This is a genomic window from Marinobacter santoriniensis NKSG1, assembly GCF_000347775.1.
GTDB lineage: Bacteria > Pseudomonadota > Gammaproteobacteria > Pseudomonadales > Oleiphilaceae > Marinobacter > Marinobacter santoriniensis.
The window spans coordinates 174478-198881 of sequence record NZ_APAT01000013.1 but is presented as its reverse complement, the minus strand read 5'-3'; the positions used below and the strand labels follow the sequence as shown (position 1 = coordinate 198881).

The following is a 24404-nucleotide window of genomic DNA, read 5'->3' as shown; positions in this document are numbered from 1 at the left end:
CGACCACAGGACAACGAACATGACAGTCAAAATCAGCAACCAGATCGTCGGCTACCGCGTAAAGAAAGCCGATACCGACACCCCGAACGAGCACCAGGCACCGGTGCAGGCGGAAACCAAGCCCGTTGAGATGAATGAATACATCGAACGGCCGGACTTCCTGCTGGGCACCACCTACAAGATCAAGCCGCCGGTGGCCGAGCATGCGATGTACATCACCATCAACGACATCCTGCTCAACGAAGGCACCGACCACGAAAGCCGGCAGCCGTACGAAGTGTTCATCAACTCCAAGTCGATGGAACACTTCCAGTGGGTTATCGCCCTCACCCGCGTTATCTCTGCGGTGTTCCGCAAAGGCGGCGACGTGACCTTCCTGGTGGAAGAGCTGCGCTCCGTGTACGACCCGAACGGCGGCTACTTCAAGAAAGGCGGCGTATTCATGCCGTCCCTGGTGGCCGAGATCGGCGCCGTGATCGAGAAGCACCTCAAGGCCATCGGCCTGCTGGAAAGCGAGGAAATGAGCGAAACCACCAAGCGCATCCTCGCCGAAAAGCGCGCCGAGTTTGAAGCCAGCCAGAGCACGGCGACCAACGACGAAACCAGCAACGACTACCCCGCCAACGCCACCATGTGTGGCAAGTGCAACACCAAGGCGGTGATCGTGATGGACGGCTGCGCCACCTGCCTCGCCTGCGGCGACAGCAAGTGCGGCTGAGGTGATTGAGCAGTGAGTAACGAGAACGCCCGGAGTGAAAGCTTCGGGCCTTTTTGTTTGGTCGGTAGGAAAAGTGATCGGCTTGATCGAAAAGTCCCCCAATCAAGGAGAAACGGTCACCGTGATCATTTTTATCGAAGCTCTGAGACAGGCTTGGGATTCAGGGCATTGAATTTGCGGGACTTTTGGTTAGATTGGGAGCGTGGCCAAAGTTGATTTTGGACGGGAAATATGGTCATCGCGACCGCTATACAAATGTTATGCGCTTCTACGACGCAATTTGTCGCCTAGATGGCGCAAGCTGAAAGAATAACGAGTAAAAGGAGAAAATATGCCAAATTTTGATCAAGACTTTGAAGCTACTCGTCTTGCTATGCTTGCCAAGCAGTATCCTGAGATTGTGAAAGCAAATGGTGAAGTGGTTTTCTGTTCGGAAGATGATGAATCTCGCTTGAGCGGCACTCGTTGGACGGTTGAAGACGACATTTTTGAGAAGGCTACTGAATCAGGGTTCAAAGTGCACCTGATCGAATTGCTTGATAATTTTATTGAGTATCGAGGCCAATGTAATGAACTACCAAAAAGGGAAGGTGTTGTACGTTTTGGTGAGGGTGGTTTAAATATCGAATGGTTACCTGACGGATCTACTCATTTATCTAACTGATTTTTCTAAGAACTAACTTTGAGTGTCTTTATGAATAATGAAGAAATTTCCGGAATAGACTGTCTTGATAAGTTGATGGATGCCTGGGAAGGGGCATTTCCGGAAGGCTGGCACTTCAACCATGATGGAGTGATCTCAAAAGATAACTGGGATAGTAGCGGGAAAAGGGTTTTGTTTGTTTTAAAGGAAACAAATAAAGCAAAGCAGAATGTTGTTACTGCGATTAATAGAGCTATTGAAGTAAAGAAAAGCGGATGGTGGCGAGGGAAAGTTCTTCGTCGGGTGGGACGTTGGGCTTACGGGCTTCAAAATTATGATGGGGTTGTGCCGCCGATCAAAGATGCTAAGTTAAATGAAAAAAGTGCAATTAAGAGCATTGCATATATAAATATAAGGAAGACTGCTGGAAAAGCCCGAACTAACCGAAAGACGTTTGATGCCCATGCGAATGAGTATGCTTCTTTTGTTAGAAGGCAGGTTGAGTTGATAAATCCAGATATCGTTGTGCTTTGCGGTACATATAGTCAAGTAAAGCGTTATATCTTCCCTGAGCTTAAAAAAGTTAGCGAGCGAGTTCATTTGAATGAGGATGTCGTCTTCATCAATGCTTTTCACCCTGCCGCTAGGAGAAAATCATCAATGTTGTATCATCAAGTACTCGACAGTTACCACGCCTACAAAAATCTGTAAAACTTGAAGTTGTGCATAACAAGGCCAATCACGGCGACGCCTACTACATTGCGGCTTCGCCTTCATTTCGTAGCCGCGCATGTTGGCTGGCGTTATGTTCTCAGCCGAATGTCCGCTACAGTTCGGTAAGTTAGGTCTTTAAGCATGCAGGGGCGGGATGAAGTTCAAGAGTAGGAATCTGCGGGCAATTGCGGAACTGGTAATTGGGGACAAAGAGTTTTTCCCATATCGTTCGAGCAGCTACATCACTCAGTTTTTTGAGGAATGTGACCTGGACTTTGTCCACGATGGTTCAACACGCTGGCATTGGACATCTGAGCGGCTGGAGGAATTGCTGCAAGAACCGCAACCGGCTGCTCATGCTCTTCCTGAACGTTTTGTCCATGTGCTTCGGGTGTTGATGCACAAATCTGACGCCGAACCGAATGATCCCGATCGTTCCAAGGCACTGGAGGAGTTAAACAAGCCGCTATCACGAGAGGGCTATGAAGCCTTCTATGGCGATGATGAGCTTCTTTATATCCACCATATAGGAACAAAGACGATTTCCCTAGCGGCAAACCCGCATCGACCGTTCACTCCAAAAGAAATAGAAAAGCGGGACCAGCTAATCACCTACCTGAGTCAATGCTCCGAAGATGAACTTATTGAAGCGGTTCTTCTTCCGCTGTTTCGTCAATTGGGCTACCACCGAATAACTGCAGCGGGCCACAAAGATAAGGCCCTGGAATACGGTAAAGACATCTGGATGCGGTATGTCCTCCCAACACAGCATGTTCTCTACTTCGGTATACAGGTCAAAAAGGGGAAGTTGGATGCATCAGGGGTAAGCAAAGCAACCAATGCAAATGTGTCTGAGATCTACAATCAGGTGCTGATGATGCTTGGTCATGAAATATTCGACCCAGAAATCAGCAGGCGAGTCCTTGTTGATCACGCATTCATAGTCGCGGGTGGGGAAATTACCAAGCAGGCTCGAAACTGGCTCGGTGGAAAGTTGGATGCGTCTAAGCGGAGCCAAATACTCTTCATGGATCGCGAAGACATATTGAATCTTTATATAGCTAACGGTTTGCCGCTACCTGAAAAAGCACTCCCCACCACAGAACCCGAATGTGATGATGATATTCCTTTTTAAGCTGAGAATCTGAACCATAACCAGTCGCTGTTGCCGGACAATTTTTTCACTGCTTCGCGGCTCCAAAATTGCCACAAACCGTGGCGTTAAGTGTTTTCAGGGAGGAAGCCGTGAGTAAGTATCAGATTGCACAACTCAATATTGCTACGCTGAAGTCTCCTATTGATTCACCGGAGCTTGCTGATTTTGTTGCAAACCTCGATAGGATTAACAGGTTGGCTGAAGACACTGCGGGCTTTGTCTGGCGACTCCAAACTGAAGAAGGCGATGCTACCGGAATTGATTATTTTGGCTCCGATAAGATTGTGAATCTCTCCCTCTGGGAATCGGTCGAGGCCTTACACAATTATGTTTATCGATCTGCTCATGTTGAAATCATGCGCCGCAAAAAAGAGTGGTTCCACAAAATGAGCGAGGCTCACATGGTGCTTTGGTGGGTCCGTGTCGGTCACATTCCATCAATTGAAGAGGCAGCGCAAAAGCTGAACACTCTGCAAGAGAGTGGCCCAACCTCCGAAGCTTTTACATTCAAGAAAGCCTTCCCGGCTCCCAGTGAACTCGCCAGTGTGCCACCCCATACCTGGGATGGTGAGTGTCCGGCCACTTAACAAGTCAATTAGGTACGTGCCGGCCTGCAGCCTCCAACGGACGCCCGTATCAGGGCGCCGCTTATGGCCGGAGTTGATAGCAAAGGAGAGTGCGTGAAAATTTACGGTGATACCAAATCAGGCAACTGCTACAAGGTTCAGCTGGTTTGTAGCCTCCTTGATATTGACCATGAATGGATTGCTGTCGATATCCTGGCTGGTGACACTAAGTCTGACGAGTTCCTGCAAAAGAACCCCAATGGCAAAATACCGCTGCTCGAGCTCGATGGGGGCGAGACTCTTGCTGAATCAAACGCCATTATCAACTACCTGGCAAGCGGATCAGCTCTCTATCCAGAAGGGAGTCTGGCCCAGGCGCGCATCCTGCAGTGGCAATTTTTCGAACAATACAGCCATGAGCCGTTTATCGCGGTAGCCCGCTTCATCAACAAGTACCTTGGGCTTCCTGAGGAAAAGGCCGACGACTATGCTTCAAAGCAAGCTGGCGGTCACAAGGCTCTGCAAGTTATGGAGCAACAACTTGGGAAAACACCATTTTTAGCAGGTGATAACTTTACCACCGCAGACATTTCGCTTTATGCATACACACACGTGGCTCACGAGGGTGGCTTCGAGTTGGAGGCCTACCCGGCCATTCTGGCATGGCTGGACAGGGTGGCTTCAATGCCAAATTTCAAAGGCATGGCGTGATTGCCATAAAACCAATACAGGCACAGCGACGTTTACCGCATTGCGGCTTCACCTCTGTTCCGTAACCGCACGTGCTGTTGACGTTCTAACAATGGGATCACAGGGTGAATGCCTTACTACAAACACTGGGGCTTGTTCCCTTCTTTACCCAGCAACTGGAAGACGCCAGCTTATTGCAGGAGCGTCTCGGGCGGGTAATGACAGTACAACGCTCGAAAATCATGGTTGCCTGTGGTTCGGGCGAGCGGATGGTCGAGCTCACGCCTGCCCTACTCCGGAAGGCCCCCATTGATCGACCGACGGTCGGTGACTGGGTCGTACTGGATGAGTCGCTTTCGAGAATTGAAAACGTCCTGGAGCGGAAGAGTTTATTCAAGCGCTTGGGTGCGGGCGGGAGCAACGAACTTCAGCCCATCGCTGCTAATATCGATACCCTCTTCATCGTGACGTCCTGCAATGAGGAGTTTAAAGAATCACGCCTGGAACGGTACCTTGCACTGTGCACCGAGGCCGGAGCAATGCCCGTCATTGTTCTCACCAAGGCGGATCTCGTTGACGATGCAGATACTTATGTCCGTCGGGCCCGAAAAACCAAATCAGGCGTTCCGGTCGAGGCAATCAATGCGCTTGACCCTGCATCCATCAAAGGGCTTTCCTCCTGGATTGATAGCACCTCCACCGTCGCGCTCGTTGGTTCCTCCGGTGTGGGCAAGTCTACAATCCTGAATACATTGGCGGGACAGGCCCTGGCGTCTACGGGAGACATTCGCGACGATGACAAGAAGGGCCGCCATACGACGACGCACCGTGAATTGCACATCCTGCCCTCCGGTGGCCTTCTTGTTGATGTCCCGGGTATGCGAGAGCTGAGAGTGGCAGACATCGATGGCTCGATTGGTACCGTTTTCGAGGATATTGAGGCGCTTGCGGCGCAGTGCAGGTTCGCAGACTGTCACCACGAAACGGAGCCAGGTTGCGCGGTACTTCGAGCGATCGAGGAAGGCGAGCTTGATCGTCGCCGACTGTCCAATTATAAAAAATTGCTGCGAGAGAATGCTCTTGCAACCGCAACCCTGGCTGAGAAGCGAGCCCAGGGGCGGGACTTCGCGAAAATGGTCAAAGAAGTGAAAGCCATAAAGCAGAAAAAGGGCGACACCTAGGCGATCCTGACAATGCAAATCGGTACGTCCTGGGCTCGCTGACATTCGCCGCTGTTTGCTGAATAACGCATGGAGGAATCCCCATGGCGAAACCACGTTGGTACGACAGATTTGCCCCCTTTTACGACGCCGGAACAATCGGCGACCTCTTCTATCGCAAGCCTCGCAAAGCCGCCATTGACCAACTGAATCTGTCCAGTGGCGACAGCGTGGCGGATGTGTTTTGTGGTACCGGGGTCGATTTCCCCTTGCTGGCGAACAGAGTTGGTGAAAAAGGTAAGGTACTGGCGGTGGACGGCTCCAGCGGGATGCTTGAGCAAGCGAAGGCCCGCGCTGAGCAATACCCGGCCAGCAGGCGCTTTGAGTTCCTCCGAGCGGATTTTTCAGAGGTCGACGGCCTCAACTCACTGAAAGAGGCAATCGACAAAGAAGCGCCGCGGCACGTTTTTTTCTCCCTCGGTCTCACGTGTCTGGCGAACTGGCGGGAATTCTGTTCCCTGATGTTCGATGCCGCCCCTTCCGGTACCCGCTTTTCCATCATGGACGTCTACAGCGAACGGCTGACCCTGGGTGCCCGTTTCATAAACTGGATAGGAGCCGCCGACTGCCGCCGTCCGGTGTGGAAGGTTCTTGAGGAACGGTGTGAATCTTTCGCCTGGGAACAATTTCGGCCATTCAAGGTTCTGGATGTATCTGTAGTCGTGGCAAGTGGCAGTAAACCTTGACCGCCTTTTCTGTCCGGCGGTAAAAAAGGAATACCACAAGGAAGGTGACACGTGGGTGAAAGATAAGAATTGAGGATAGACTCACAGAATCTTTGTCAGACCATCCTCGATGTCTTCGCGGTTGTCCGGGCGCACGACCCGCGCCATTTCTTCACCATCCTTCAGGAAAATCAGCGACGGCCAGAGCTTAACGCCAAAGGTCCGCCCCAACCGGCGGCCTTTGCCATCCTCGACTTTCACATGCGGAATATCGGGGTGATTGTCCATGGCCACCTTGATCGCTGCCTGCGCACCTTTGCAGAACCCGCACCAGTTGGTGCCGAATTCGATCACCATCGGGCCCGAGGTCTGGTCCAGCTCGTCACGGCTGAGCGTTTCGGGTGTATATTGGCTGGTATAGGGCATGGTGTTTCCTCGCTGAGTTATCGGCTATCTTGGAGCGCCTGCACTCGAATGATAACGTTTGGTGGTTTCAGTCATCCAGACTCCGGAGGGGCTCATGGCAGGTGGATGGTCACGTGATGGTGCGGTTCAGGAACAGATCGACGCAAGCGTTGAAGACGAAATTCAACGCGCCCGCAGCCAGTTATCCGGAGGCGAAAGTGCCACGGAATGCGATGAGTGTGGAGCCCCGATTCCGGAAGCCCGCCGCGAGGCTATTCCCGGCGTTCGGCTATGCATAGCCTGCCAGTCCGCACTCGAAAAGGAGGAGAAGGCGTCCGGCGGCATCAATCGCCGTGGCAGCAAGGACAGCCAACTGCGGTAATCCAATAAAAGACGCCGATAATGACAACTATCCAAAAAGCCGTTTCCGCCATTGCCCTCTTCACCTTGCTGACCGCCTGCTCCACCGTTCAACCAGGCGCTGGCGGCAGCTGGAGCGGTTATACGCAGACCGGACAGGCCTCCTATTACGCGGATAAATTCCAGAACCGCAAAACCGCCAGCGGCGCCCTCTACAAGAGTGAACTCCATACCGCGGCCCATCGCAAGTTGCCGTTCGGTTCCAGGGTGAAAGTCACCAACACCGCCAACGGCAAAAGTGTGGTCGTGAAGGTCAATGACCGTGGTCCCTTCGTGAGCGGGCGCATCATCGACCTCTCAAAATCCGCGTTCAGCAGTATTGCCCGTACGTCCCTGGGCGTGATCGACGTTCGGATTGAGGTTTTGCGCTAACTCCATCTTCCCCGGCAGTCCTGGCCTATAATTTCAGCATAGGAAGCAGTGCCTCACGCGTGGCTGAAACGCATCCCGCTCAACGCACATAGGCTCCCGGCCATGGTTTTCTCGGACCGCTCATTTCATTTCGGTGTACTGCCCATTGTTCTCGGGTGCCTTCTCGCGCCTGCCCCAACCTACTCCGAAGAGCTCGAATTACAGAGCCTCAGCATCCGCGCCCGGGTGTCAGAAAGAACCCTGCTGGGAGAAGAGGCGCCGGAGGATTTCCGGGAATACGATGTGTCGGTGAACTTCCGCCTGCCCTGGAATCATTACGGGGACTCAGGCTGGGGCGTGGGAAGTCGTCTAATGGCCAGCGCAGGGCTGTTGCGAGGCGCCGAGAAGAACGCGCTCGTGGTGTCACTGATCCCGGAAATGACGCTGGGCAGTCAGGATGGGCGCTTTGTCCTGGATCTGGGCGTAGGTGGCGCTTTGTTCAGCCGGTGGCGGTTCGGAACACAGGATTATGGCGGGCCATTCCAGTTTGCCCTTACGGCGGGCATCACTGTTCCGCTGTATCAGAAACTGGGGCTGGGCTACCGGTTTCTTCACTACTCCGATGCCGGCGTGAATGGCTCCGATACAATCGGGGCGGATTTTCATATGATCGAATTCAGCTACCGGTTTTGAGATTGGAGTTCCCAAACATGGCATACAAAGCGGTCATTCTGACGGCCTTCGGAGGCCCGGACGTCCTCCGGGTTGAAAACATCAACGAGCTCCCGGAACCGCAGGAAGGTGAGGTTCGCATCCGGGTTCTGGCTTGCAGTGCGTCTTTCACCGACACATTGATCCGGCGGGGTATCTACCCGGACGTTTCTGAACAGCCGCCGTTCATCCCCGGTTACGACATGGTGGGCGTGGTCGACAAACCGGGCACCGGGGTCACTAGCCTGGCGGTGGGCGACAAAGTCGCCGCGCTCACCATCACAGGCGCCTATGCCGAGTATGTGGTTCTCCCGGCGGACCAGCTCGTCCGGGTTCCCGAAAACGTCGATAATGCCGACGCCGTATCGCTAATCCTGACCTACGTGGCCGCCCACCAGATGCTCACGCGTTCGGCCCAGGTCCACGAGGGAGACGCGGTGCTGATCCACGGCGCGGGCGGTGCCGTGGGCGGTGCCCTGGTTCAGTTGGGCGCCGTCATGAAGCTCAGGATGTTCGGGACCGCTTCGGAATCACAGCATGAAAGGCTCCGCCATTTTGGTTGCGATCCAATCGATTACCGGAACGAGGATTTTGTCGAGACGATTCGGGCAGCGATCCCCCAGGGCCTGGACGCGGTTTTTGATGGTATTGGCGGGGATAACCTCAAGCGCTCCGTGAAAGTGCTCGGCAAGGAAGGCAAACTCGTCGCCTATGGTTCCTACAACGCCACCTCGTCCCGAGATCTGGTCAGGGATTTCCTGCGGGTGAACCTTTGGAATATCCTGCCATGGCGGTCTTCAGCAACCTTCTATTCCATCGGCGCCTGGCATCGCAAACATCCCGACTGGTTCAAACAGGACCTGACAACGCTCCTCGGATGGTTGTCCGAAGGCAAGATCAAGCCCTTCATCAGCCGGAAAATGCCTCTTGAAGAAGCGTCGGCGGCCCATGAACTGCTGGATAAAGGGGCCGCCGGGGGCAAGATTGTTCTGTTGGTGGGCGAATAGCGACGCTCGTTGATTTTCTCGTAACGCCCCTACAGTGAAAGCGACCTCACCCTGACCTCATTCCGCAGCCGGTCGACCGTCTCCTTATGAAACAACTCGGTCCCCGGCTGCATCACCGTTGCCGCACTGCAGGCAATACCCTCTCGTAACGCCTCTCCGGCCGAGGCGCCCTGGGCCAGCAGGCCGGTCATTCCGGCGACCATGGAATCCCCCGCGCCGACGGTGGAGGCCACCGTGACCGACGGTGCCTCGCCTTTGAGAACGCCGGATTCTGTCACCAACAAGGCACCATCCGCGCCCAGGGAAACGCACACCCAGGTCACGCCCCGCTCCTGCAACCGGCGGGCTTCCCGAACGATGTCCTGTTCATCCGCCAGAGATCGCCCGATCAGGGTTTCCAGCTCGAATCGGTTCGGTTTGATCAGGAAGGGCTGGGCGTCGATGGCATGCCGCAGTAGCTCATCGTGAGAGTCGACCACCGCACGCCCGCCAGCTGCCCTCACCCGACGCACGGCTTCGGCGTACAGGTTGGTTGGCAAGCTTCGCTGGAGGGAGCCGGTAATCACCCCGAATCCGTCGTCGCAATGAGTCACGAACCGGTCCAGCAAATGCTGCCATTCTTCGGTCGATACAGTGGGGCCGAGACCACTCACCTCAAACTGCGCGCCCGTGACGCTCTCTAGAATGGTCCCATTGATCCGCGTTTCGCCTTCCACCTCCAGGTAGCTCACCTGATCCAGTTGCGCATCCAGTTGATGCCGGAGGAAGCGACCGATTTCACCTGCAACCACACAGAAGGTGCAGGCTTGCACCCCGAGGCGTTTCAGACCGCGACCAACATTGATCCCGTTACCGCCGGGATCATAGCGGGAATCGGAGGCATGGACTTTCTGGTCGGCAATCAGCCGGGGAATCTCATAGGTGATGTCCACCGCCGGATTGAGGCTCAGAACGGCCACGGGCAACCGTGGGTAAGCATTCTCCATCAAGTACTCCCGGATGACTTCAGGCGCGCTTCCACGTCAAGCACATGGCGCGTGGTGTTGATGACGGTATCGGGATTGAGGCTCATGGAATCGATGCCCAGTTCCACCAGATATTCGGCCATTTCCGGATAATCGGACGGCGCCTGGCCACACAGCCCCGAGTGAATCCCGTTGCGGCGGCAGCCTTCGACAGCCAGCCTGATCATTTCCTTCACGCCGTCGTCGCGCTCGTCGTAGTCGAAGGCCACGATGTCGCTGTCCCGGTCCACGCCGAGGGTGAGCTGGGTGAGGTCATTGGACCCGATGGAAAAGCCGTCGAACCGCTTGGCGAACTGGTCGATGAGAATGACGTTATTGGGAATTTCGCACATGGCATAGATCTGCAGGCCATTCTCCCCGCGTTTGAGCCCGAATTCCGCCATTTTTGCCAGCACGCTGTCCGCTTCCGCCACCCGGCGCACGAACGGTAGCATCAGAATGACGTTGGTCAGCCCCATTTCCTCGCGCACGCGTTTCATGGCGCGGCATTCCAGACGGAAGCCTTCTTCATAGGCGGGGTGGGCATAGCGTGACGCGCCCCGGAAGCCAATCATCGGGTTGGCCTCGTCAGGCTCGAACGCGGCGCCGCCCACCAGGCTCGCGTATTCGTTGGACTTGAAGTCCGACAGCCGCACCACCACGGGCTTGGGCCAGAAAGCCGCCGCAATGGTTCCAATCCCCTCTGCCAGCCGCTGCACAAAGAAGGTTTCCCCGTCCGGAGCGCCGAGGGTGAGCTGTTGAATGGTTTCCCTGGCACTGGCGTCGGTAACCTTCTCAGGGTGCAGCAGGGCCAGCGGATGCGCCTTGATGTATTCGGTGATGATGAATTCCATGCGCGCCAGGCCCACCCCATCGTTGGGCAGCAAGGACGTTTTGAAGGCGATCTCGGGGTTGCCGAGGTTGATCATGATCTCCGTGTTCGGGCGTGCGATATCGCCAACATCTGTTTGTTCCCGGTGGAACGGGACTTCGCCCCGGTAGATATGGCCGTTATCGCCTTCGGCGCAGGAGACGGTGACGGTCTCGCCATCCGGAATGGCGGAGGTTGCGTTGCCGGTACCAACCACGGCGGGAATGCCCAGTTCCCGGGCGATAATGGCCGCATGGCAGGTGCGCCCGCCACGGTTGGTGATGATCGCTGCCGCGGTTTTCATCACCGGCTCCCAGTCGGGTGTGGTGTTATCGGCGACCAGCACTTCCCCGGGTATAAAGTCGCCCAGGTGGGCGGCGGAGGTGATGACCCGGCTGCGACCCGAAGCGATCCGCTCACCCACGGCATGGCCGGTCACGATGATTTCGCCCTTTCCGTCGAGGAAATCGGTTTCCAGCAGGTTCACCTGGCGCTGGGAGGTAACGGTTTCCGGGCGTGCCTGAACGATATACAACCTGCCGTCGAGACCGTCTTTTGCCCATTCAATGTCCATGGGCCGCTTATAATGCCGCTCGATACTGAGGGCATAGTCGGCCAGTTGCAGGACGTCATCGTCGTCAAGGCAATAGCGCTCCCGCTCTGCCTGGGGCGTGGAGGTATTGCGCGTGGTGTGGCGGGTTTCGCCCTCCAGGTAAACCATTTTCAGGGCCTTTTTGCCCAGGCTGCGGCGCAGCACGGTTCGGTGGCCCTGGGCGAACGTCGGCTTGTGGACATAGAATTCGTCAGGCTCCACGGCACCCTGGACAATGTTCTCCCCAAGGCCATAGGCCGCCGTGATAAACACCACATCCCGGAAGCCGGATTCGGTATCCAGCGTAAACATGACACCGGCTGAGGCAAGGTCGGACCGGACCATCTTCATCACACCAATGGACAGTGACACCTTGAAATGGTCAAACCCCTGGTTCATCCGGTAATGGATCGCGCGATCGGTAAACAGGCTGTCAAAGTCCCGGCGGCAGGCATCAAGCAGGCTCTCATCGCCCCGGATGTTCAAATAAGTGTCCTGCTGGCCGGCGAAACTGGCGGTGGGCAAATCCTCGGCCGTGGCGGAGCTACGAACAGCAAGGCTCAGATCCTCCCCGTATTCGTCCTGCAGCATCCTGTACGCGGCCAGAATTTCATCGGCCAGATCCCTGGGCAAGCCGGCACCGTAGACAATCTCCCGTGCACGCTTGCCTCTCTTCGCCAGATCTTCCATGTTGCTGGGGTCCAGATCGTCCAGAGCCTCATGCAGTTTCTCCCAGGCGCCGGCTTCATCCAACATGTACCGATAGGCTTCGGCGGTGGTCGCAAAGCCGTTTGGTACCGTCACACCCTGACCTGACAGCGTTCGGTACATTTCCCCGAGTGAGGCATTCTTGCCGCCGACCAGCGGCACATCATTGTTATCGAGTTCACTGAAAAACCGGATGTATTTGAAACCGTCCATGTTATGCCTCCTGGGATAGGCGGGGCCGGACCGGGCCCGCAAGCCATTTGATCACTTCTCAACCAATATAGCGTGCTATCTCACTCATTCTTCCGGCTCAGTCCATCGGATTTGACGTGTATCATGTTTGTGGTTTCTCCTGATCAGACCGCACCCCACTCAGTCTTCAGAGGAAGGGAAACCACCATGGCAAATCGACCAAAGTCATCCTCTCATCCCCACTGGTCCGATAAGGTCACTCAAAAGAGTGATGCACTGGATCTGGAGAAAGGTGTCTTTACCTGGAAAGATCCCGGGAAGATTGCGGAATCCCTCAAGAAATCCGCGGATTCCAGCCAGCGCCGAAAGGCGGACCCCTACCGCTCGGCCATGTCTATGCTGGTGTTCTATATCAATCGTGCCGGCAAGAATCTGGATCAGGAACAGCTTGATATCCTGGAGGCGGCAAAGGACGAGCTGCGTGTGCTCTATGGGAAGGAATAGCCTGTTGCTGACGATGCGCCCAGCGTCACACTTGCGATGCTTTCTCGATCTCCTGAATGCGCTTGTATATCTCGTCAGCCTCAAGCGTGAGTTGGGAGCATGACCTGATGTCACCATTGCGTTGCGCTTTCATGGCCTGCTCCAGTTTGAGAGCGTGCTCCTTCTTGAGTTTTTTCGTCGGATCCGTCTTGAATAAAGAAAACATGTAAGTGTCTCTTGGAGGGCTGTTCCTGTATTTACGTTGAAACCCGGAAATGGTTTTTGCTGCAGATGTCTAAATCCCGGTTACCGCCTCTGTGGCATTGAACTCAGCATGGCGTATGATCAACCGCTAGAGTTCAAGACTGATCGTATTGTCGATCCTGACCATTTCCCACAAAGCAGCATAACGGTACCTCGTACAGGCCTATGAAAACTCCCAAACGTTTGCAGTCCCTTGCCGATGACGGATTAATTGATGAAGTCATCGCTCAGTTAATGAGCGGCAAGGAGGCGCAGGTTTATGTGGTCAGGAGCCACGGCGAGTTATGCTGCGCCAAGGTTTTCAAAGAGGCCAAACAACGCAGCTTCAAGCAGGCTGTGGAATATCAGGAGGGCCGAAAGGTTCGCAACAGCCGGCGAGCCCGGGCGATGTCGAAGAAAACCCGTTACGGCCAGAAAGAGCAGGAGGAAGCCTGGCTCAATGCCGAAGTGGATGCGCTATACCGCCTGGCGGATGCCGGCGTGCGGGTTCCCAAGCCCCGGGGCTTTATCGACGGGGTACTGCTGATGGAAATGATCACCGACGCCGAGGGTAACGCAGCGCCCCGTCTGGACGACGTTACCCTGACACCGGATCAGGCGCGTCGCTACTACGACAAAATCATCCGGGACGTGGTTCGCATGCTCAGTGCCGGACTCATCCATGGCGATCTGTCGGAATTCAATGTGCTGCTGGCTCCGGACGGTCCGGTCATCATCGACCTGCCCCAGGCGGTTAATGCGGCGGGCAACAACAGCGCCGAGCGTATGTTCGAGCGCGACGTCAATAACATGCGCCGCTACTTTGGCCGGTTCGCGCCGGAACTGCTGGCAACGGACTATGGCAAGGAAATCTGGGCGTTGTACGAAGCCGGCGACCTGCATCCGGACAGCACCCTGACCGGGTGTTTCGAACACGATACCCACAGTGCCGACGTCAATGAACTGATGGCCATCATTGACGATGCCAAAGAGGAAGAGTTCGAGCGACGGGCGCGCATGAATCCCGATGAAGAGGACCAGTAGTCCTTGCCTCCTGTCACACCTGATCCAGGGGATAACTGAGGAGCCCACATGAAAACCATCGGCCTGCTCGGCGGCATGAGCTGGGAATCCACACAAACCTACTACCGCCTGATCAACGAAGGCGTGAAGGCCCAGCTTGGCGGCCTGCACTCCGCGCGCATGGTGCTTTACAGCGTCGACTTCGCCGAGATCGAGGCGCTTCAGCACGCGGGGGACTGGGCAGCCACCGCCCGCATCCTGTCCGAGGCCGCAGTGTCCCTGCAAAACGCCGGCGCGGACTTTCTGGTGATTGGCACCAACACCATGCACAAGGTGGCGCCTGAGATCGCGCAAACCATCAACATTCCCCTGCTCCACATTGCCGATGCCACCGCAGCGGTCCTGAAACAGAACGGCGTTGATCGGGTGGGCCTGTTGGGCACCCGGTTCACGATGGAACAGGACTTTTACCGGGAAAGACTGGAGGACGCCGGCATCGAGGTACTCACGCCGGATGAACCCCAACGTAACGACGTGCACCGGATCATCTACGAGGAGCTGTGTCAGGGAGATATTCGAGCAGCGTCACGGGAAAGCTATCTGGCTGTGGTGGCATCACTGGCCGATCGCGGCGCCCAGGGCGTCATCCTGGGCTGTACGGAGATCGGACTTTTGATCAACCAGTCCGATACCTCGATTCCGCTTTACGACACAACGGCCATCCACGCTCGTCAGGCGGTGGAACAGGCGCTGGCCGCGGCCAGTGACTAGTTGACGGCCTACTTGTTGGCGAGCATACCCAGCGTCTTTTTGGCCTCATCTCCAGCCATGTGGTGGAACCCCAGTACAATGGAGGCCAGCTTTTTCTCCGCCTCGGTTGCGGCCACGCTGTTTTCCACGTTCTTCAGCGCCGCCACGTCATCCGGTTGGGCTTTGTGCTGAATATTGTGGATGGCCGTTGCGATGGTACGGGTGGCCTCGCTGTTGCTGTCATCGTTGCTGATGGCAGCGAGTGTCTGCTTTTGCTCGTCGGAGGGGAAATGCTGCATATCCGCCAGGATACCTGCCATCCTGGCAACGGCATCGGATTGCGCAAACGCGGCCGGCGATGCCAGCAAAGTCAGTAAGGAAAAAAAGAATACTGCAACTGCGGAACGGTTGGTGCGGTGCGAGCTCATAGCTGCCCCCTGATTCTCAGTTGTGTGGATTCACAAATTCATCATGCGCTTCACCCCCATTATCGGGCAAGATTCTTTGAAACCCTCGCCATCCTGGCGTTAAATAACGGGTCTCTCCAAAGCTGTCCCAAAGAGGGTTTTTCCAATGAGCAAAGATTACTTCGCCCACAAAGCACATACATACGAACAGAACCCGGATCGGATCGACAATGTCTCGAACATCGCCAACGCGATACGGGCAAAGGCGGAGTTGTCACCGGACATGCATTTGCTGGATTTCGGTTCCGGAACGGGCCTGTTGCTGGAGCGGCTTGCGCCTTTGGTTGGCAAAATCACTGCAGTGGATATCTCACCCGCCATGAACCGGCAGCTTGAGGAAAAACGCGACAAGCTGGGCTGTGAGCTGGACATCCGCGAGATGGATCTGGAGAAAGAAGATCTGCAGACACAGTTCGATGGCATCATCTCTTCGATGACCATGCACCACGTCCGGGATATCAATGCCATGTTCCGGCGTTTCCACGAGCATGTGAAGCCCGGCGGCTTCATCGCCATCGCCGATCTGGAGAAGGAAGACGGCACCTTCCATACGGAAGATACCGGTGTATTCCATTTCGGATTCGAGCACGGAACCATTGCCGCGGCGGCGGAACAGGCCGGCTTCAGCAATGTCGAGGTCCAGTCGGTCAGCGTGATCGAGAAAGAGGATCGGGGCTACCCGGTGTTCCTGCTGACCGCGACCGCCTGAGCGGCTTAACAAACAGGGAGGTTTGTCCATGCTGACCGAATTCGCACCTTCACTCTACGTCGCCGATGGGCCAACGGTGCCCTTCTACGGTTTCCCCTACCCGACCCGGATGGCCGTGGTCCAGCTGTCCGGCGGCGGATTGTGGATCTGGTCGCCGGTGGCGCTGACCGACGATCTGGCCCGGAGCGTGGAAGCCCTGGGCACGCCCCGCTACATCGTCTCGCCCAACAAGATTCACCACCTGTTCCTGACCGGCTGGGCAGAGCGCTGGCCCCAAGCCCGTCTGTACGCGCCGCCCGGTCTGGCCGAGCGGAAACCGGAGATTCCCTTCGATGCGGACCTGGAAGACGATCCGGACCCGGCATGGGCGGAGGAGATCGATCAGGTAATTTTCCGGGGGTCCCTGTTCATGGAGGAAGTCGTGTTCTTTCACCGGCCTTCACGGACCGCGATTGTGGGCGACCTGATCCAGCGTCATGATCCGGAAACCGCGGCCGGCTGGAAAGGCGCCTTGATGAAACTCGACGACCTGGTCGGCGAGCACGGCAGCACCCCCAGGGAGTGGCGGGCCAGCTTCCTGAAACGGGGCCCGGCCCGGGCAGCCCGCCAGAAAGTCCTGGACTGGCAACCGGAGCGACTGCTGATTGCCCACGGCGCCTGTGTGGACAGCGAGGCCACGGCGGTTATCCGCGATGCCCTCGCCTGGATCTGATCGGAACCGACGTTAAAAGCGGCCCCGGATCTTCTCCACCACGTCCTGTAGCCAGCCCCTGGCATCCTCCACCGTGTGGTTGTTCTCGATCAGTCCGCGAATGGCCTGTAACTGCTGCTCGAGCACGCCGGGTTTGGCAACCTCAATCTCTTCCTCATCCGGCCCCAGCGGGAGGATATGCTGGAAGTAGGTGCCGCCGAGGATCCACCGAAGCAGCCCTTCTCCAGGGAAAGGTTCGTCGTTGTTGAGCGTCCGGGTGGCCCGCAACAGGCGACGAATGTCGTACTGCCCGGGGTAGATGTCCGGCACCTGTTTGGGAATGTCGAGCAGGCTGTAGACGCCAATGCGGGCTGTCCGCACGGAACTTTCCAGGGTGAACACCACGTCGTTGTGGGTTTCCACAAACTGGCCCATCAAGGCGAGATTGGTGCATCCCTCCGGGACGACCGCTGGCCGGTCGCCTTTTGCACGGGGCATGAACTGAGCGGTGATGTAGGGCATCAGGGCAATCCGGGCCCTGGTCGCCTTCAACACTTCGTCCAACTGGTCCATCAGTCCCAGGTGATAGCAGAGTTCCGTCACCACTTCCTTTCCGGTGCACTCCGGCATGGGTTTCTTCACGTAGTCGCCGGGCTTGTCGATCAACAGGGCGTAGACCCAGAGCACGATCACGTCGTCCGGCTGGTCCGGGAAATGCGGCTGCCGATTACACGTAAAGCTCATCAGCCACGCGGAATCGGTAAGGGTGACGATCCCGCCGGTGGCCGTAAAACCGGAGTACGGATCGTTGACGGACAGCTCCTTGAGCTTGTCCATCAGTGGCGAGGGTTTACACGTCAGGGTGACGGATTCCCAGGTGGATTGGGGAATGTTGCCGCAGAACTTGTCCGGCCGGCCGAAGACGTCGGACTGGGCTGCCAGGTTTTTCCAGAGCTGCCAGCCGGAACCGGAACCCGGCTCGTCCCGGTCCTCAAGCACCGGTGCCGTGTCGTCATCACCGTAGGCGGTGTCTTCCGTCATGGAACCGGTGGTGGCAAATACCAGGTCGTTCTTACCAACCCGGATGGTCTTGTCGCCGCTGCCGGTGTGGCACTGGATGCCGGTAACCGTCCGGCGGCCGTTTTCCGTGTGCATCTCCAGGTCCGAAACCACCGTGTCGTACTCAATGCGCACGCCCTGCTCCTTGAGCCAGTTCATGAGCGGACGGACAAAACTGTCGTACTGGTTGTATTTCGGGAAAACCAGTGACGTCATGTCGTTGAGGCCATCCATCAGGTGCAGGAAACGATGCATGTACAGTTTCATCTCCAGCACCGAATGCCAGTTCTGGAAGGCAAACATGGTGCGCCAGAACGTGTAGAAGTTACTCTCCAGGAAACCGTCGCTGAACCATTCTTCCACGGTAACATCGTCCAGCTCTTCCTTTCGGGCCAGCAGGAGCTTCACCACTTCCAGTTGTTGCAGGCGGGTCAGACCCATTCTGGAGAAGTCCTTGATCTGGCCCTGATTTTCGAGCAGGCGCGCCTTCGACCAGTTCTTGTCTGCGTCGTTGACGATGCGGTACTCGTCCAGCACGCTGAACGGTTCGGGCATTTCCAGGGCGGGAATCTCCGAGAACACGTCCCAGAAATTCTGGTAGGTCATTTCCATTTCCCGGCCACCCCGCACGATGTAGCCTTCCTCGGGGTTACCGGCACCATCCAGGGAACCGCCTTCGATGGACTGTTCCTCCAGGAACACAATGTTGCCGGCGGGCATGTGCCCGTCGCGGATCAGGAAGAACGCAGCGGACAGTCCCGCAATTCCACTGCCAATGATGAACGCCCGAAGATCCCGGATGCCCTCGGTTGGCAACGGTCGTTGGTTGGTGTAGTTGCCGTGCAGGTCCGGCGGCGGCAACGGCGTATCGATGCCGTTATGCAGGTGGTGCGAGGACGCATCCGGCGTCACATTCACGCCCTGGGCCTTGAGTGCCCGGATGTGGGGTTCAAGCCGGGCATTGGCAGTACTGTTCGTTTTCGGGTCTGGCATTCCATGCTCTCCTGTCAGTATGTGGCAACCCCTATGGTGCGGCCCAAATCGTTACAGGACCGATGACACACATCAACCCGATGTGAGATAAAGAATATTTAACCCTGATGCATTAAATAAGGAGCCATGTCGTGCCGTCATCCGAACAGTTCGCCAGCGATAACTACAGCGGAATCTGCCCTCAGGCCTGGGCGGCCATGGCGGAGGCGAACCGGATGGATGAGCCCGCCTATGGCGAGGATATCTGGACCGCCCGCGCCGCCGATGGTCTGCGCGAGCTGTTCGATACCGACTGCGATGTCTACTTCGTGTTCAATGGCACCGCCGCGAATTCTCTGGCACTGGCCTCCATCGGCCAGTCCTTCCACAGCGTGATCTGCCACGAGCTGGCACACATCGAAACCGACGAGTGCGGTGGGCCGGAATATGCTTCCAATGGCGCCAAACTGCTCCTCGGCGATGGTGCCGATGGCAAACTGACGCCCGAAAGCATTGAGCACCTGGTGACCAAGCGCACTGACATCCACTACCCCAAGCCCAAGGCCCTGAGCCTGACCCAGGCGACGGAGGTGGGCACCGTCTACACGCCCGAGGAGCTGAAGGCCATCCGGGCGGTAGCCGGGAAGCATCGTTTGAACGTCCACATGGACGGGGCCCGGTTCGCCAATGCGGTGGCGGCGCTTGACGTTCACCCTTCCGAGATTACCTGGAAAGCGGGCGTGGACGTACTGTGTTTTTCCGGAACCAAGAACGGCCTGGCGCTCGGAGAAGCGGTCGTGTTTTTCAACCGGGACCTGGCGGAAGATTTCGAATGGCGCTGCAAGCAAGCCGGTCAGCTTGCCTCGAAAATGCGTTACATCTCGGCACCCTGGTGCGGGTTGCTGAAGGACAACGTCTGGCTGGAGAATGCCCGCCACGCCAACCGCTGTGCGGCCCGGCTCGCCGCCGGTCTGGAGGGGTTGCCCGGAGTCACACTGCGGTACCCGCGACAGGTCAACGGTGTTTTCGTGGACCTGCCAGACCCCCTTCAGGCCACCCTGCGCGACGCCGGATGGCGTTTCTATAATTTTATCGGCGGCTGTTCCCGTCTGATGTGTTCCTGGTCCACCACCGAGGAACAGGTGGACCGGTTCCTTGCGGACGTACGCGCAAACCTTTGACACCCAGCCTGGAGGCCGATAGTTCAGCTTCTCAATAAACCGAAAAGAGAATCGGGCGCATTTAGCACTCATTATTGATCTGGGTCATTTTCATCAATCTAAATGCGAATCTTTCTCTTTTAAACCCTCGTCTGTCTGTGTACACTGCCTTCCAAGTTGATCAGGACTCATTCAGTTTCAACAAAGGAACCAGTGCCCATGACACGACGGAACACTTCTCTCAAAGCCTCTGCCCTTCTGCTCGCCGGCGTTGCTGTTGCACCTCTGGCGTCTGCCGCAGAGTACCCCATTGGCCATCCCCAGCAGGCCCATGGAATGGAAGTGGGTGCGGTTTATCTGCAACCGGTCACGATGGAACCGGCGGGCGGCTTGCCAGCGAAACAGGCAGATGTCCACCTCGAGGCCGACATCATGGCGCTGGAAGACAACCCGAACGGCCTGCCCGCCGGTGCCTGGGTGCCCTACCTCACGGTGGATTACAAACTCACTCGTCAAGGCAGCGACGACACCATGTCCGGCACCTTCATGCCCATGGTGGCGAGCGACGGCACTCACTATGGTGCCAACGTCAAACTCGACGGCCCGGGCAAGTACCACCTGGAATACACCATCCATCCGCCCACTTACATGGGCAAGCCATTCATGCGCCACGTTGACCGGGATACCGGCGTGGCCGAGTGGTTCGAACCGTTCACCCTGGAATACGATTTTGTCTTTGCCGGGACCGGCAAGAAGGGAGGTTACTAAGCGTGTCGAAGTTTCTCCGTGCGTCTTTGCTGATGCTGTCACTCGGAGTCGTCATGCCCGCTTTTGCGGGCTTGCCGTCTTACGATCTTGAACTGAAAGACGGGGCACTGAACCCCAGTACTCTCGAAGTGAAAGCCGGTGAGCGTTTCAAGCTCAACCTTCATAACACGGGCAAGGGTCCGGTTGAGTTCGAGAGCCAGCGCCTCCGGCAGGAAAAGGTGCTGGCCCCGGGCGCCAAATCCTTTGTCGTCATCCCGCCCCTGAAAAAGGGCGAATACGAGTTCTTTGACGAATTCCATCTTCCCGACGCCAAGGGCAAGATCATCGTGCAGTAGGAGTTTCCGATGGAACAGATCATTTTCGTCGTCTGGCGTGAGAGCATCGAAGCCCTTCTCGTTGTCGGCATTCTCTATTCCTGGCTCAAGCAGTTCGGTGCCGACGGCACCCTGAGATACCTCTGGTTCGGGGTAACCGGCGGTGTCGTCGCCGCGTTGGCCCTTGCAGGCGCGCTTCTGGGAATGCAGCAGTTCCTCAGTGGCAACGGGCAGGAAATCTTCATGCTCGTGATGATGCTGACCGCCATGGTTCTGATTGTTCACATGGTGCTCTGGATGCGTGAGCACGGTCGCCACCTGCACAGCCATTTCCGGGATCAGACACGAAAAGCGATCAACAACCAGACTTTCTGGTCCATCTCCATCCTGGTGGCCGTTGCCATTGCCCGCGAGGGTTCTGAAACGGTCATCTTCCTGTATGGCATGAGCTACGCCCAGCAGAGCATGCAGGACTGGGTCAGCTTCACCGGCGCAGTGGCACTGGCGCTGGCCCTTGCAGGACTGACCTACTATCTCCTGCAGGCCGGTCGCTACTGGCTGTCCTGGAAACACTTCTTCCGGGTGACCGAGATCATGCTCTTGTTGCTCGCCAGCGCCCTGCTCCTCTCGGCCATCGACAAGATGATCGGGCTGGGCTGGATCCCTGCCGGGGTCGACCCACTGTGGGATACGTCCGCTTTGCTCAGTGACAGCAGTCGACTGGGTGGCGTGATCTCGGCCCTGACAGGTTATCGGGCATACCCGGCTCTGACCGATGTCGTCGCCTGGGTCGGTTTCTGGGCGGTGATCGTTGGCCTGTTCAAGTACCAGAGCCGCCAGAGTGTCAGCGCCACCGCCTGAGAGATCCATGTCGACCATCATTGCCACCGACCGTACCGATCAGGAAGCGAACCAACGCCCGGGCAGACTCGCCGCATTCGGACAATGGATGCGGCGTAACCAGCGGGTCATCCGCCGCATCCAGTGGGTCGTGGTGGTTTTCTACGCCGTCCTGATCATTGTCCCGGCCGTGCGCCCGCTACCAGACCACACCGCCCATATCTGGGATAACGTGACGCTGTTTGCCCAATTCCTGTTCTGGGGCATCTGGTGGCCCTTCGTTTTGATCAGCATGGTTTTGATGGGTCGGATCTGGTGCGGCGTGTTCTGCCCTGAGGGATCCTTGAGCGAATGGGCGAGCCGGCATGGTCGGGGCGGCGCCATTCCTCGATGGGTACGCTGGGGCGGCTGGCCGTTCGTGGCGTTTGTCGGCACCACGGTGTATGGGCAGATGGTCAGTGTCTACCAGTATCCGAAGGCCACCCTCCTCATTCTCGGGGGTTCCACGGTGGGGGCCATCATCATCGGCTATCTGTATGGGCGGAATGTGCGGGTCTGGTGCCGTTACCTCTGCCCGGTGAATGGCGTTTTCCGGCTGCTGTCCAAACTGGCACCGGTGCACTATCGCGCCGATCCGCAACTCTGGCAGGCAAGCCGTGCACGTGGTGAACGGCCCGAATCCGTCAACTGTCCCACGCTGTTGTCGCTGAAGGATCTTCAGACAGCCAGCGATTGTCATGTGTGCGGTCGTTGCGAGGGTCACAGGGATGCGATTGCACTGACCGCAAGGGCACCCGGCGAGGAAATTGTCCATGAAAGCAGCCGCCGGGCAACGCTCGGTGATTTTATTCTGATCACATTCGGCTTATGCGGTATTGCTGTCGGAGCCTTCCACTGGTCCGCCAGCCCATGGTTCGTTCAACTCAAGCAGTCCCTCGCCGTCTGGCTCATCGGCCATGACTGGATGTGGCCGCTGCAGACCCATATGCCATGGTGGATTTTCACCAACTATCCGGAACAGAACGATGTGTTCAACCTTCTGGATGGCAGTCTGCTGCTGGCCTATATCGGCGTGACCGGTCTGGTAATGGGAACCGCACTCTCGCTGTTGTTGATGGCAGCCCAGCGCACGCTATCGGGCTTCAATGCCCGCCGGCTCTACCACCTGTCCCACGCATTGATTCCGCTTGCAGGGGTTGGCGTGTTCCTGGGCTTGTCGGCGGTTACCATCAGTATGCTTCGTGCCGAACAGGTACCACTGTTCTGGGTTGGCCCGACCCGTGCCTTCCTCCTGGCCGCCGCCTCCGTCTGGGCTCTGAAGCTTTTCTGGCAGATCACTGGCCACTACACCACCTCGGCAAGCCGCCGGCTGTTCGCAACGATCCTTGGCGCAGGGTCCATCACCGTGATCGCCGCCGCCTGGTGGTTGCTGTTCTGGGGCTGGTAAGCTGCTGGCCCCGACTTCCCTTCCCTGCATTTGACATTTCTGGCTATCAATCCCGGACGATTCGGCTATTATCTGCGATGTTTTCATCGCCCCGGGGCCGTTCTGAGCCGGTCTCGGGGAAACGCCTGCCAGGAGTCGACGGAATGCAGAATCACACCGAACACCATAAATCCCATCGCACCGGCTGGCTGAGGGCCGCCGTCCTGGGTGCCAATGACGGAATTGTGTCCACCGCCAGTCTGATCATCGGGGTTGCGTCAGCGGAGACGGCACAAAGCGGAATTCTGCTGGCAGGCCTTGCGGGATTGGTCGCCGGCGCCATGTCCATGGCGGCTGGTGAGTATGTGTCCGTCAGCTCCCAGGCGGACACCGAGCAGGCGGATCTTGAACTGGAAAAGAACGCGCTGGAGAACCATTACGCGGCGGAGCGGGACGAACTGGCAGCCATCTACGAAGGCCGCGGACTGGAGCCTGCGCTGGCATTACAGGTGGCCGAGCAGTTGATGGCCCATGACGCACTGGGCGCCCACGCCCGGGACGAAATCGGCATCACCGACACGATGAAGGCCCGCCCGATTCAGGCGGCAGTCTCATCCGCGGCAACCTTTACCATCGGCGCGCTCCTGCCGCTGGTGACCGCCTGGCTGGTACCCGGGGGCTGGCTCGTTACCATGGTTGCCCTGTTCTCCCTGGTGTTCCTGGCCATCCTGGGAGGCATTGCGGCGCACGCCGGGGGCGCCCCCGTGATCAAGGCAGCCTCGCGGGTAACCTTCTGGGGTGCCCTGGCCATGGCACTGACGGCCGGCGTTGGTCTGGTATTCGGCATCAGCGCCTGAACGCGATGA

At 57.2% G+C, this 24404-nt stretch carries 29 protein-coding genes; 23 read left to right on the top strand and 6 right to left on the bottom strand.

The features are described from left to right. Positions 1–19: 19 nt before the first annotated feature. From MSNKSG1_RS04775 to MSNKSG1_RS18680, 8 genes are all read left to right on the top strand, one after another. Complete coding sequence (locus tag MSNKSG1_RS04775) at positions 20–718, top strand: TSCPD domain-containing protein (RefSeq protein WP_008938112.1); 699 nt, start codon at positions 20–22, stop codon at positions 716–718. Positions 719–1049: 331 nt separating this feature from the next. Next, entirely contained in the window at positions 1050–1382 is a 333-nt protein-coding gene (locus tag MSNKSG1_RS04770; protein ID WP_008938111.1) for a hypothetical protein, read from the top strand. A gap of 30 nt (positions 1383–1412) precedes the next feature. Continuing rightward, the gene (locus MSNKSG1_RS04765; protein WP_040886650.1) at positions 1413–2072 is read left to right on the top strand and encodes a uracil-DNA glycosylase family protein; all 660 of its coding nucleotides are present in this window, start codon (positions 1413–1415) and stop codon (positions 2070–2072) included. Between the two features lie 157 nt (positions 2073–2229). Then, on the top strand, positions 2230–3210 hold the full coding sequence (locus tag MSNKSG1_RS04760; protein ID WP_008938109.1) for a PDDEXK family nuclease: 981 nt from the start codon (positions 2230–2232) through the stop codon (positions 3208–3210). A 110-nt stretch (positions 3211–3320) separates the two neighbouring features. Then, positions 3321–3818 (top strand): DUF3291 domain-containing protein, encoded by a 498-nt coding sequence (locus tag MSNKSG1_RS04755; RefSeq protein ID WP_008938108.1) that lies wholly within the window; start codon positions 3321–3323, stop codon positions 3816–3818. A gap of 93 nt (positions 3819–3911) precedes the next feature. Beyond that, positions 3912–4508 (top strand): glutathione S-transferase family protein, encoded by a 597-nt coding sequence (locus MSNKSG1_RS04750; protein ID WP_040886649.1) that lies wholly within the window; start codon positions 3912–3914, stop codon positions 4506–4508. Positions 4509–4612: 104 nt separating this feature from the next. Continuing rightward, a complete protein-coding gene (gene rsgA, locus MSNKSG1_RS04745; RefSeq protein WP_040886648.1) occupies positions 4613–5668 on the top strand; it encodes a ribosome small subunit-dependent GTPase A in 1056 nt (351 codons plus the stop codon). Between the two features lie 83 nt (positions 5669–5751). Further along, entirely contained in the window at positions 5752–6393 is a 642-nt protein-coding gene (locus MSNKSG1_RS18680; RefSeq protein WP_008938105.1) for a methyltransferase domain-containing protein, read from the top strand. A gap of 81 nt (positions 6394–6474) precedes the next feature. Here the strand turns inward: MSNKSG1_RS18680 and MSNKSG1_RS04735 are convergent, their stop codons facing one another. Then, positions 6475–6798 (bottom strand): thioredoxin family protein, encoded by a 324-nt coding sequence (locus MSNKSG1_RS04735; RefSeq protein ID WP_008938104.1) that lies wholly within the window; start codon positions 6796–6798, stop codon positions 6475–6477. A 94-nt stretch (positions 6799–6892) separates the two neighbouring features. On the opposite strand from MSNKSG1_RS04735, the gene MSNKSG1_RS04730 reads away from it, so the two are divergent. The 4 genes from MSNKSG1_RS04730 (at position 6893) to MSNKSG1_RS04715 (ending at position 9266) form a co-directional block, all read left to right on the top strand. Then, on the top strand, positions 6893–7159 hold the full coding sequence (locus tag MSNKSG1_RS04730; protein ID WP_008938103.1) for a DksA/TraR family C4-type zinc finger protein: 267 nt from the start codon (positions 6893–6895) through the stop codon (positions 7157–7159). A gap of 20 nt (positions 7160–7179) precedes the next feature. Beyond that, positions 7180–7569 carry a septal ring lytic transglycosylase RlpA family protein gene (locus MSNKSG1_RS04725; RefSeq protein ID WP_008938102.1) on the top strand — a complete coding sequence of 130 codons (390 nt, stop codon included), beginning with the start codon at positions 7180–7182 and terminating at the stop codon, positions 7567–7569. A gap of 102 nt (positions 7570–7671) precedes the next feature. Next, positions 7672–8241: an acyloxyacyl hydrolase gene (locus MSNKSG1_RS18675; RefSeq protein ID WP_008938101.1), complete on the top strand. Its 570-nt coding sequence runs from the start codon at positions 7672–7674 to the stop codon at positions 8239–8241. A gap of 17 nt (positions 8242–8258) precedes the next feature. Then, a complete protein-coding gene (locus tag MSNKSG1_RS04715; RefSeq protein WP_008938100.1) occupies positions 8259–9266 on the top strand; it encodes a medium chain dehydrogenase/reductase family protein in 1008 nt (335 codons plus the stop codon). 29 nt (positions 9267–9295) lie between these two features. Here the strand turns inward: MSNKSG1_RS04715 and MSNKSG1_RS04710 are convergent, their stop codons facing one another. Together MSNKSG1_RS04710 and ppsA are read right to left on the bottom strand one after the other, a co-directional pair. Beyond that, positions 9296–10252, bottom strand: coding sequence for a 1-phosphofructokinase family hexose kinase (locus tag MSNKSG1_RS04710; protein WP_008938099.1), 957 nt, complete (start codon positions 10250–10252; stop codon positions 9296–9298). After that, entirely contained in the window at positions 10252–12654 is a 2403-nt protein-coding gene (gene ppsA, locus MSNKSG1_RS04705; RefSeq protein WP_008938098.1) for a phosphoenolpyruvate synthase, read from the bottom strand. Before ppsA ends, MSNKSG1_RS04710 begins: the two co-directional genes overlap by 1 nt. A gap of 186 nt (positions 12655–12840) precedes the next feature. Between ppsA and MSNKSG1_RS04700 the strand changes: the two genes are divergently transcribed. Beyond that, positions 12841–13137 (top strand): DUF3175 domain-containing protein, encoded by a 297-nt coding sequence (locus MSNKSG1_RS04700; protein WP_008938097.1) that lies wholly within the window; start codon positions 12841–12843, stop codon positions 13135–13137. 25 nt (positions 13138–13162) lie between these two features. Here MSNKSG1_RS04700 and MSNKSG1_RS04695 read toward each other — a convergent pair whose 3' ends face one another. Beyond that, complete coding sequence (locus MSNKSG1_RS04695) at positions 13163–13342, bottom strand: DUF6435 family protein (RefSeq protein WP_008938096.1); 180 nt, start codon at positions 13340–13342, stop codon at positions 13163–13165. A 203-nt stretch (positions 13343–13545) separates the two neighbouring features. Here MSNKSG1_RS04695 and MSNKSG1_RS04690 point away from each other — a divergent pair, with 203 nt between their 5' ends. Continuing rightward, complete coding sequence (locus MSNKSG1_RS04690; protein WP_008938095.1) at positions 13546–14403, top strand: PA4780 family RIO1-like protein kinase; 858 nt, start codon at positions 13546–13548, stop codon at positions 14401–14403. Between the two features lie 48 nt (positions 14404–14451). After that, positions 14452–15153: an aspartate/glutamate racemase family protein gene (locus MSNKSG1_RS04685; protein WP_008938094.1), complete on the top strand. Its 702-nt coding sequence runs from the start codon at positions 14452–14454 to the stop codon at positions 15151–15153. Positions 15154–15161: 8 nt separating this feature from the next. Here MSNKSG1_RS04685 and MSNKSG1_RS04680 read toward each other — a convergent pair whose 3' ends face one another. Then, entirely contained in the window at positions 15162–15560 is a 399-nt protein-coding gene (locus MSNKSG1_RS04680; protein WP_008938093.1) for a hypothetical protein, read from the bottom strand. Positions 15561–15705: 145 nt separating this feature from the next. Between MSNKSG1_RS04680 and MSNKSG1_RS04675 the strand changes: the two genes are divergently transcribed. Next, a complete protein-coding gene (locus MSNKSG1_RS04675) occupies positions 15706–16308 on the top strand; it encodes a class I SAM-dependent methyltransferase (protein ID WP_008938092.1) in 603 nt (200 codons plus the stop codon). 28 nt (positions 16309–16336) lie between these two features. Then, positions 16337–17020 (top strand): DUF4336 domain-containing protein, encoded by a 684-nt coding sequence (locus MSNKSG1_RS04670; RefSeq protein WP_008938091.1) that lies wholly within the window; start codon positions 16337–16339, stop codon positions 17018–17020. Between the two features lie 12 nt (positions 17021–17032). On the opposite strand, the gene MSNKSG1_RS04665 is transcribed toward MSNKSG1_RS04670, so the two are convergent. Beyond that, a complete protein-coding gene (locus tag MSNKSG1_RS04665) occupies positions 17033–19051 on the bottom strand; it encodes an oleate hydratase (RefSeq protein WP_008938090.1) in 2019 nt (672 codons plus the stop codon). 131 nt (positions 19052–19182) lie between these two features. Between MSNKSG1_RS04665 and MSNKSG1_RS04660 the strand changes: the two genes are divergently transcribed. The 6 genes from MSNKSG1_RS04660 to MSNKSG1_RS04635 all read left to right on the top strand — a co-directional run bounded on the left by MSNKSG1_RS04660 (position 19183) and on the right by MSNKSG1_RS04635 (position 24395). Next, positions 19183–20211, top strand: a complete 1029-nt coding sequence (locus MSNKSG1_RS04660; RefSeq protein WP_008938089.1) for a threonine aldolase family protein — start codon at positions 19183–19185, stop codon at positions 20209–20211. Positions 20212–20409: 198 nt separating this feature from the next. Next, on the top strand, positions 20410–20958 hold the full coding sequence (locus MSNKSG1_RS04655; RefSeq protein WP_008938088.1) for an iron transporter: 549 nt from the start codon (positions 20410–20412) through the stop codon (positions 20956–20958). A gap of 2 nt (positions 20959–20960) precedes the next feature. After that, a complete protein-coding gene (locus MSNKSG1_RS04650) occupies positions 20961–21293 on the top strand; it encodes a cupredoxin domain-containing protein (RefSeq protein ID WP_008938087.1) in 333 nt (110 codons plus the stop codon). Between the two features lie 9 nt (positions 21294–21302). Continuing rightward, positions 21303–22133, top strand: coding sequence for an FTR1 family iron permease (locus MSNKSG1_RS04645; RefSeq protein WP_008938086.1), 831 nt, complete (start codon positions 21303–21305; stop codon positions 22131–22133). 7 nt (positions 22134–22140) lie between these two features. Continuing rightward, positions 22141–23559 carry a 4Fe-4S binding protein gene (locus MSNKSG1_RS04640; protein ID WP_008938085.1) on the top strand — a complete coding sequence of 473 codons (1419 nt, stop codon included), beginning with the start codon at positions 22141–22143 and terminating at the stop codon, positions 23557–23559. A gap of 143 nt (positions 23560–23702) precedes the next feature. Continuing rightward, a complete protein-coding gene (locus MSNKSG1_RS04635; RefSeq protein WP_008938084.1) occupies positions 23703–24395 on the top strand; it encodes a VIT1/CCC1 transporter family protein in 693 nt (230 codons plus the stop codon). Positions 24396–24404 lie beyond the last annotated feature (9 nt).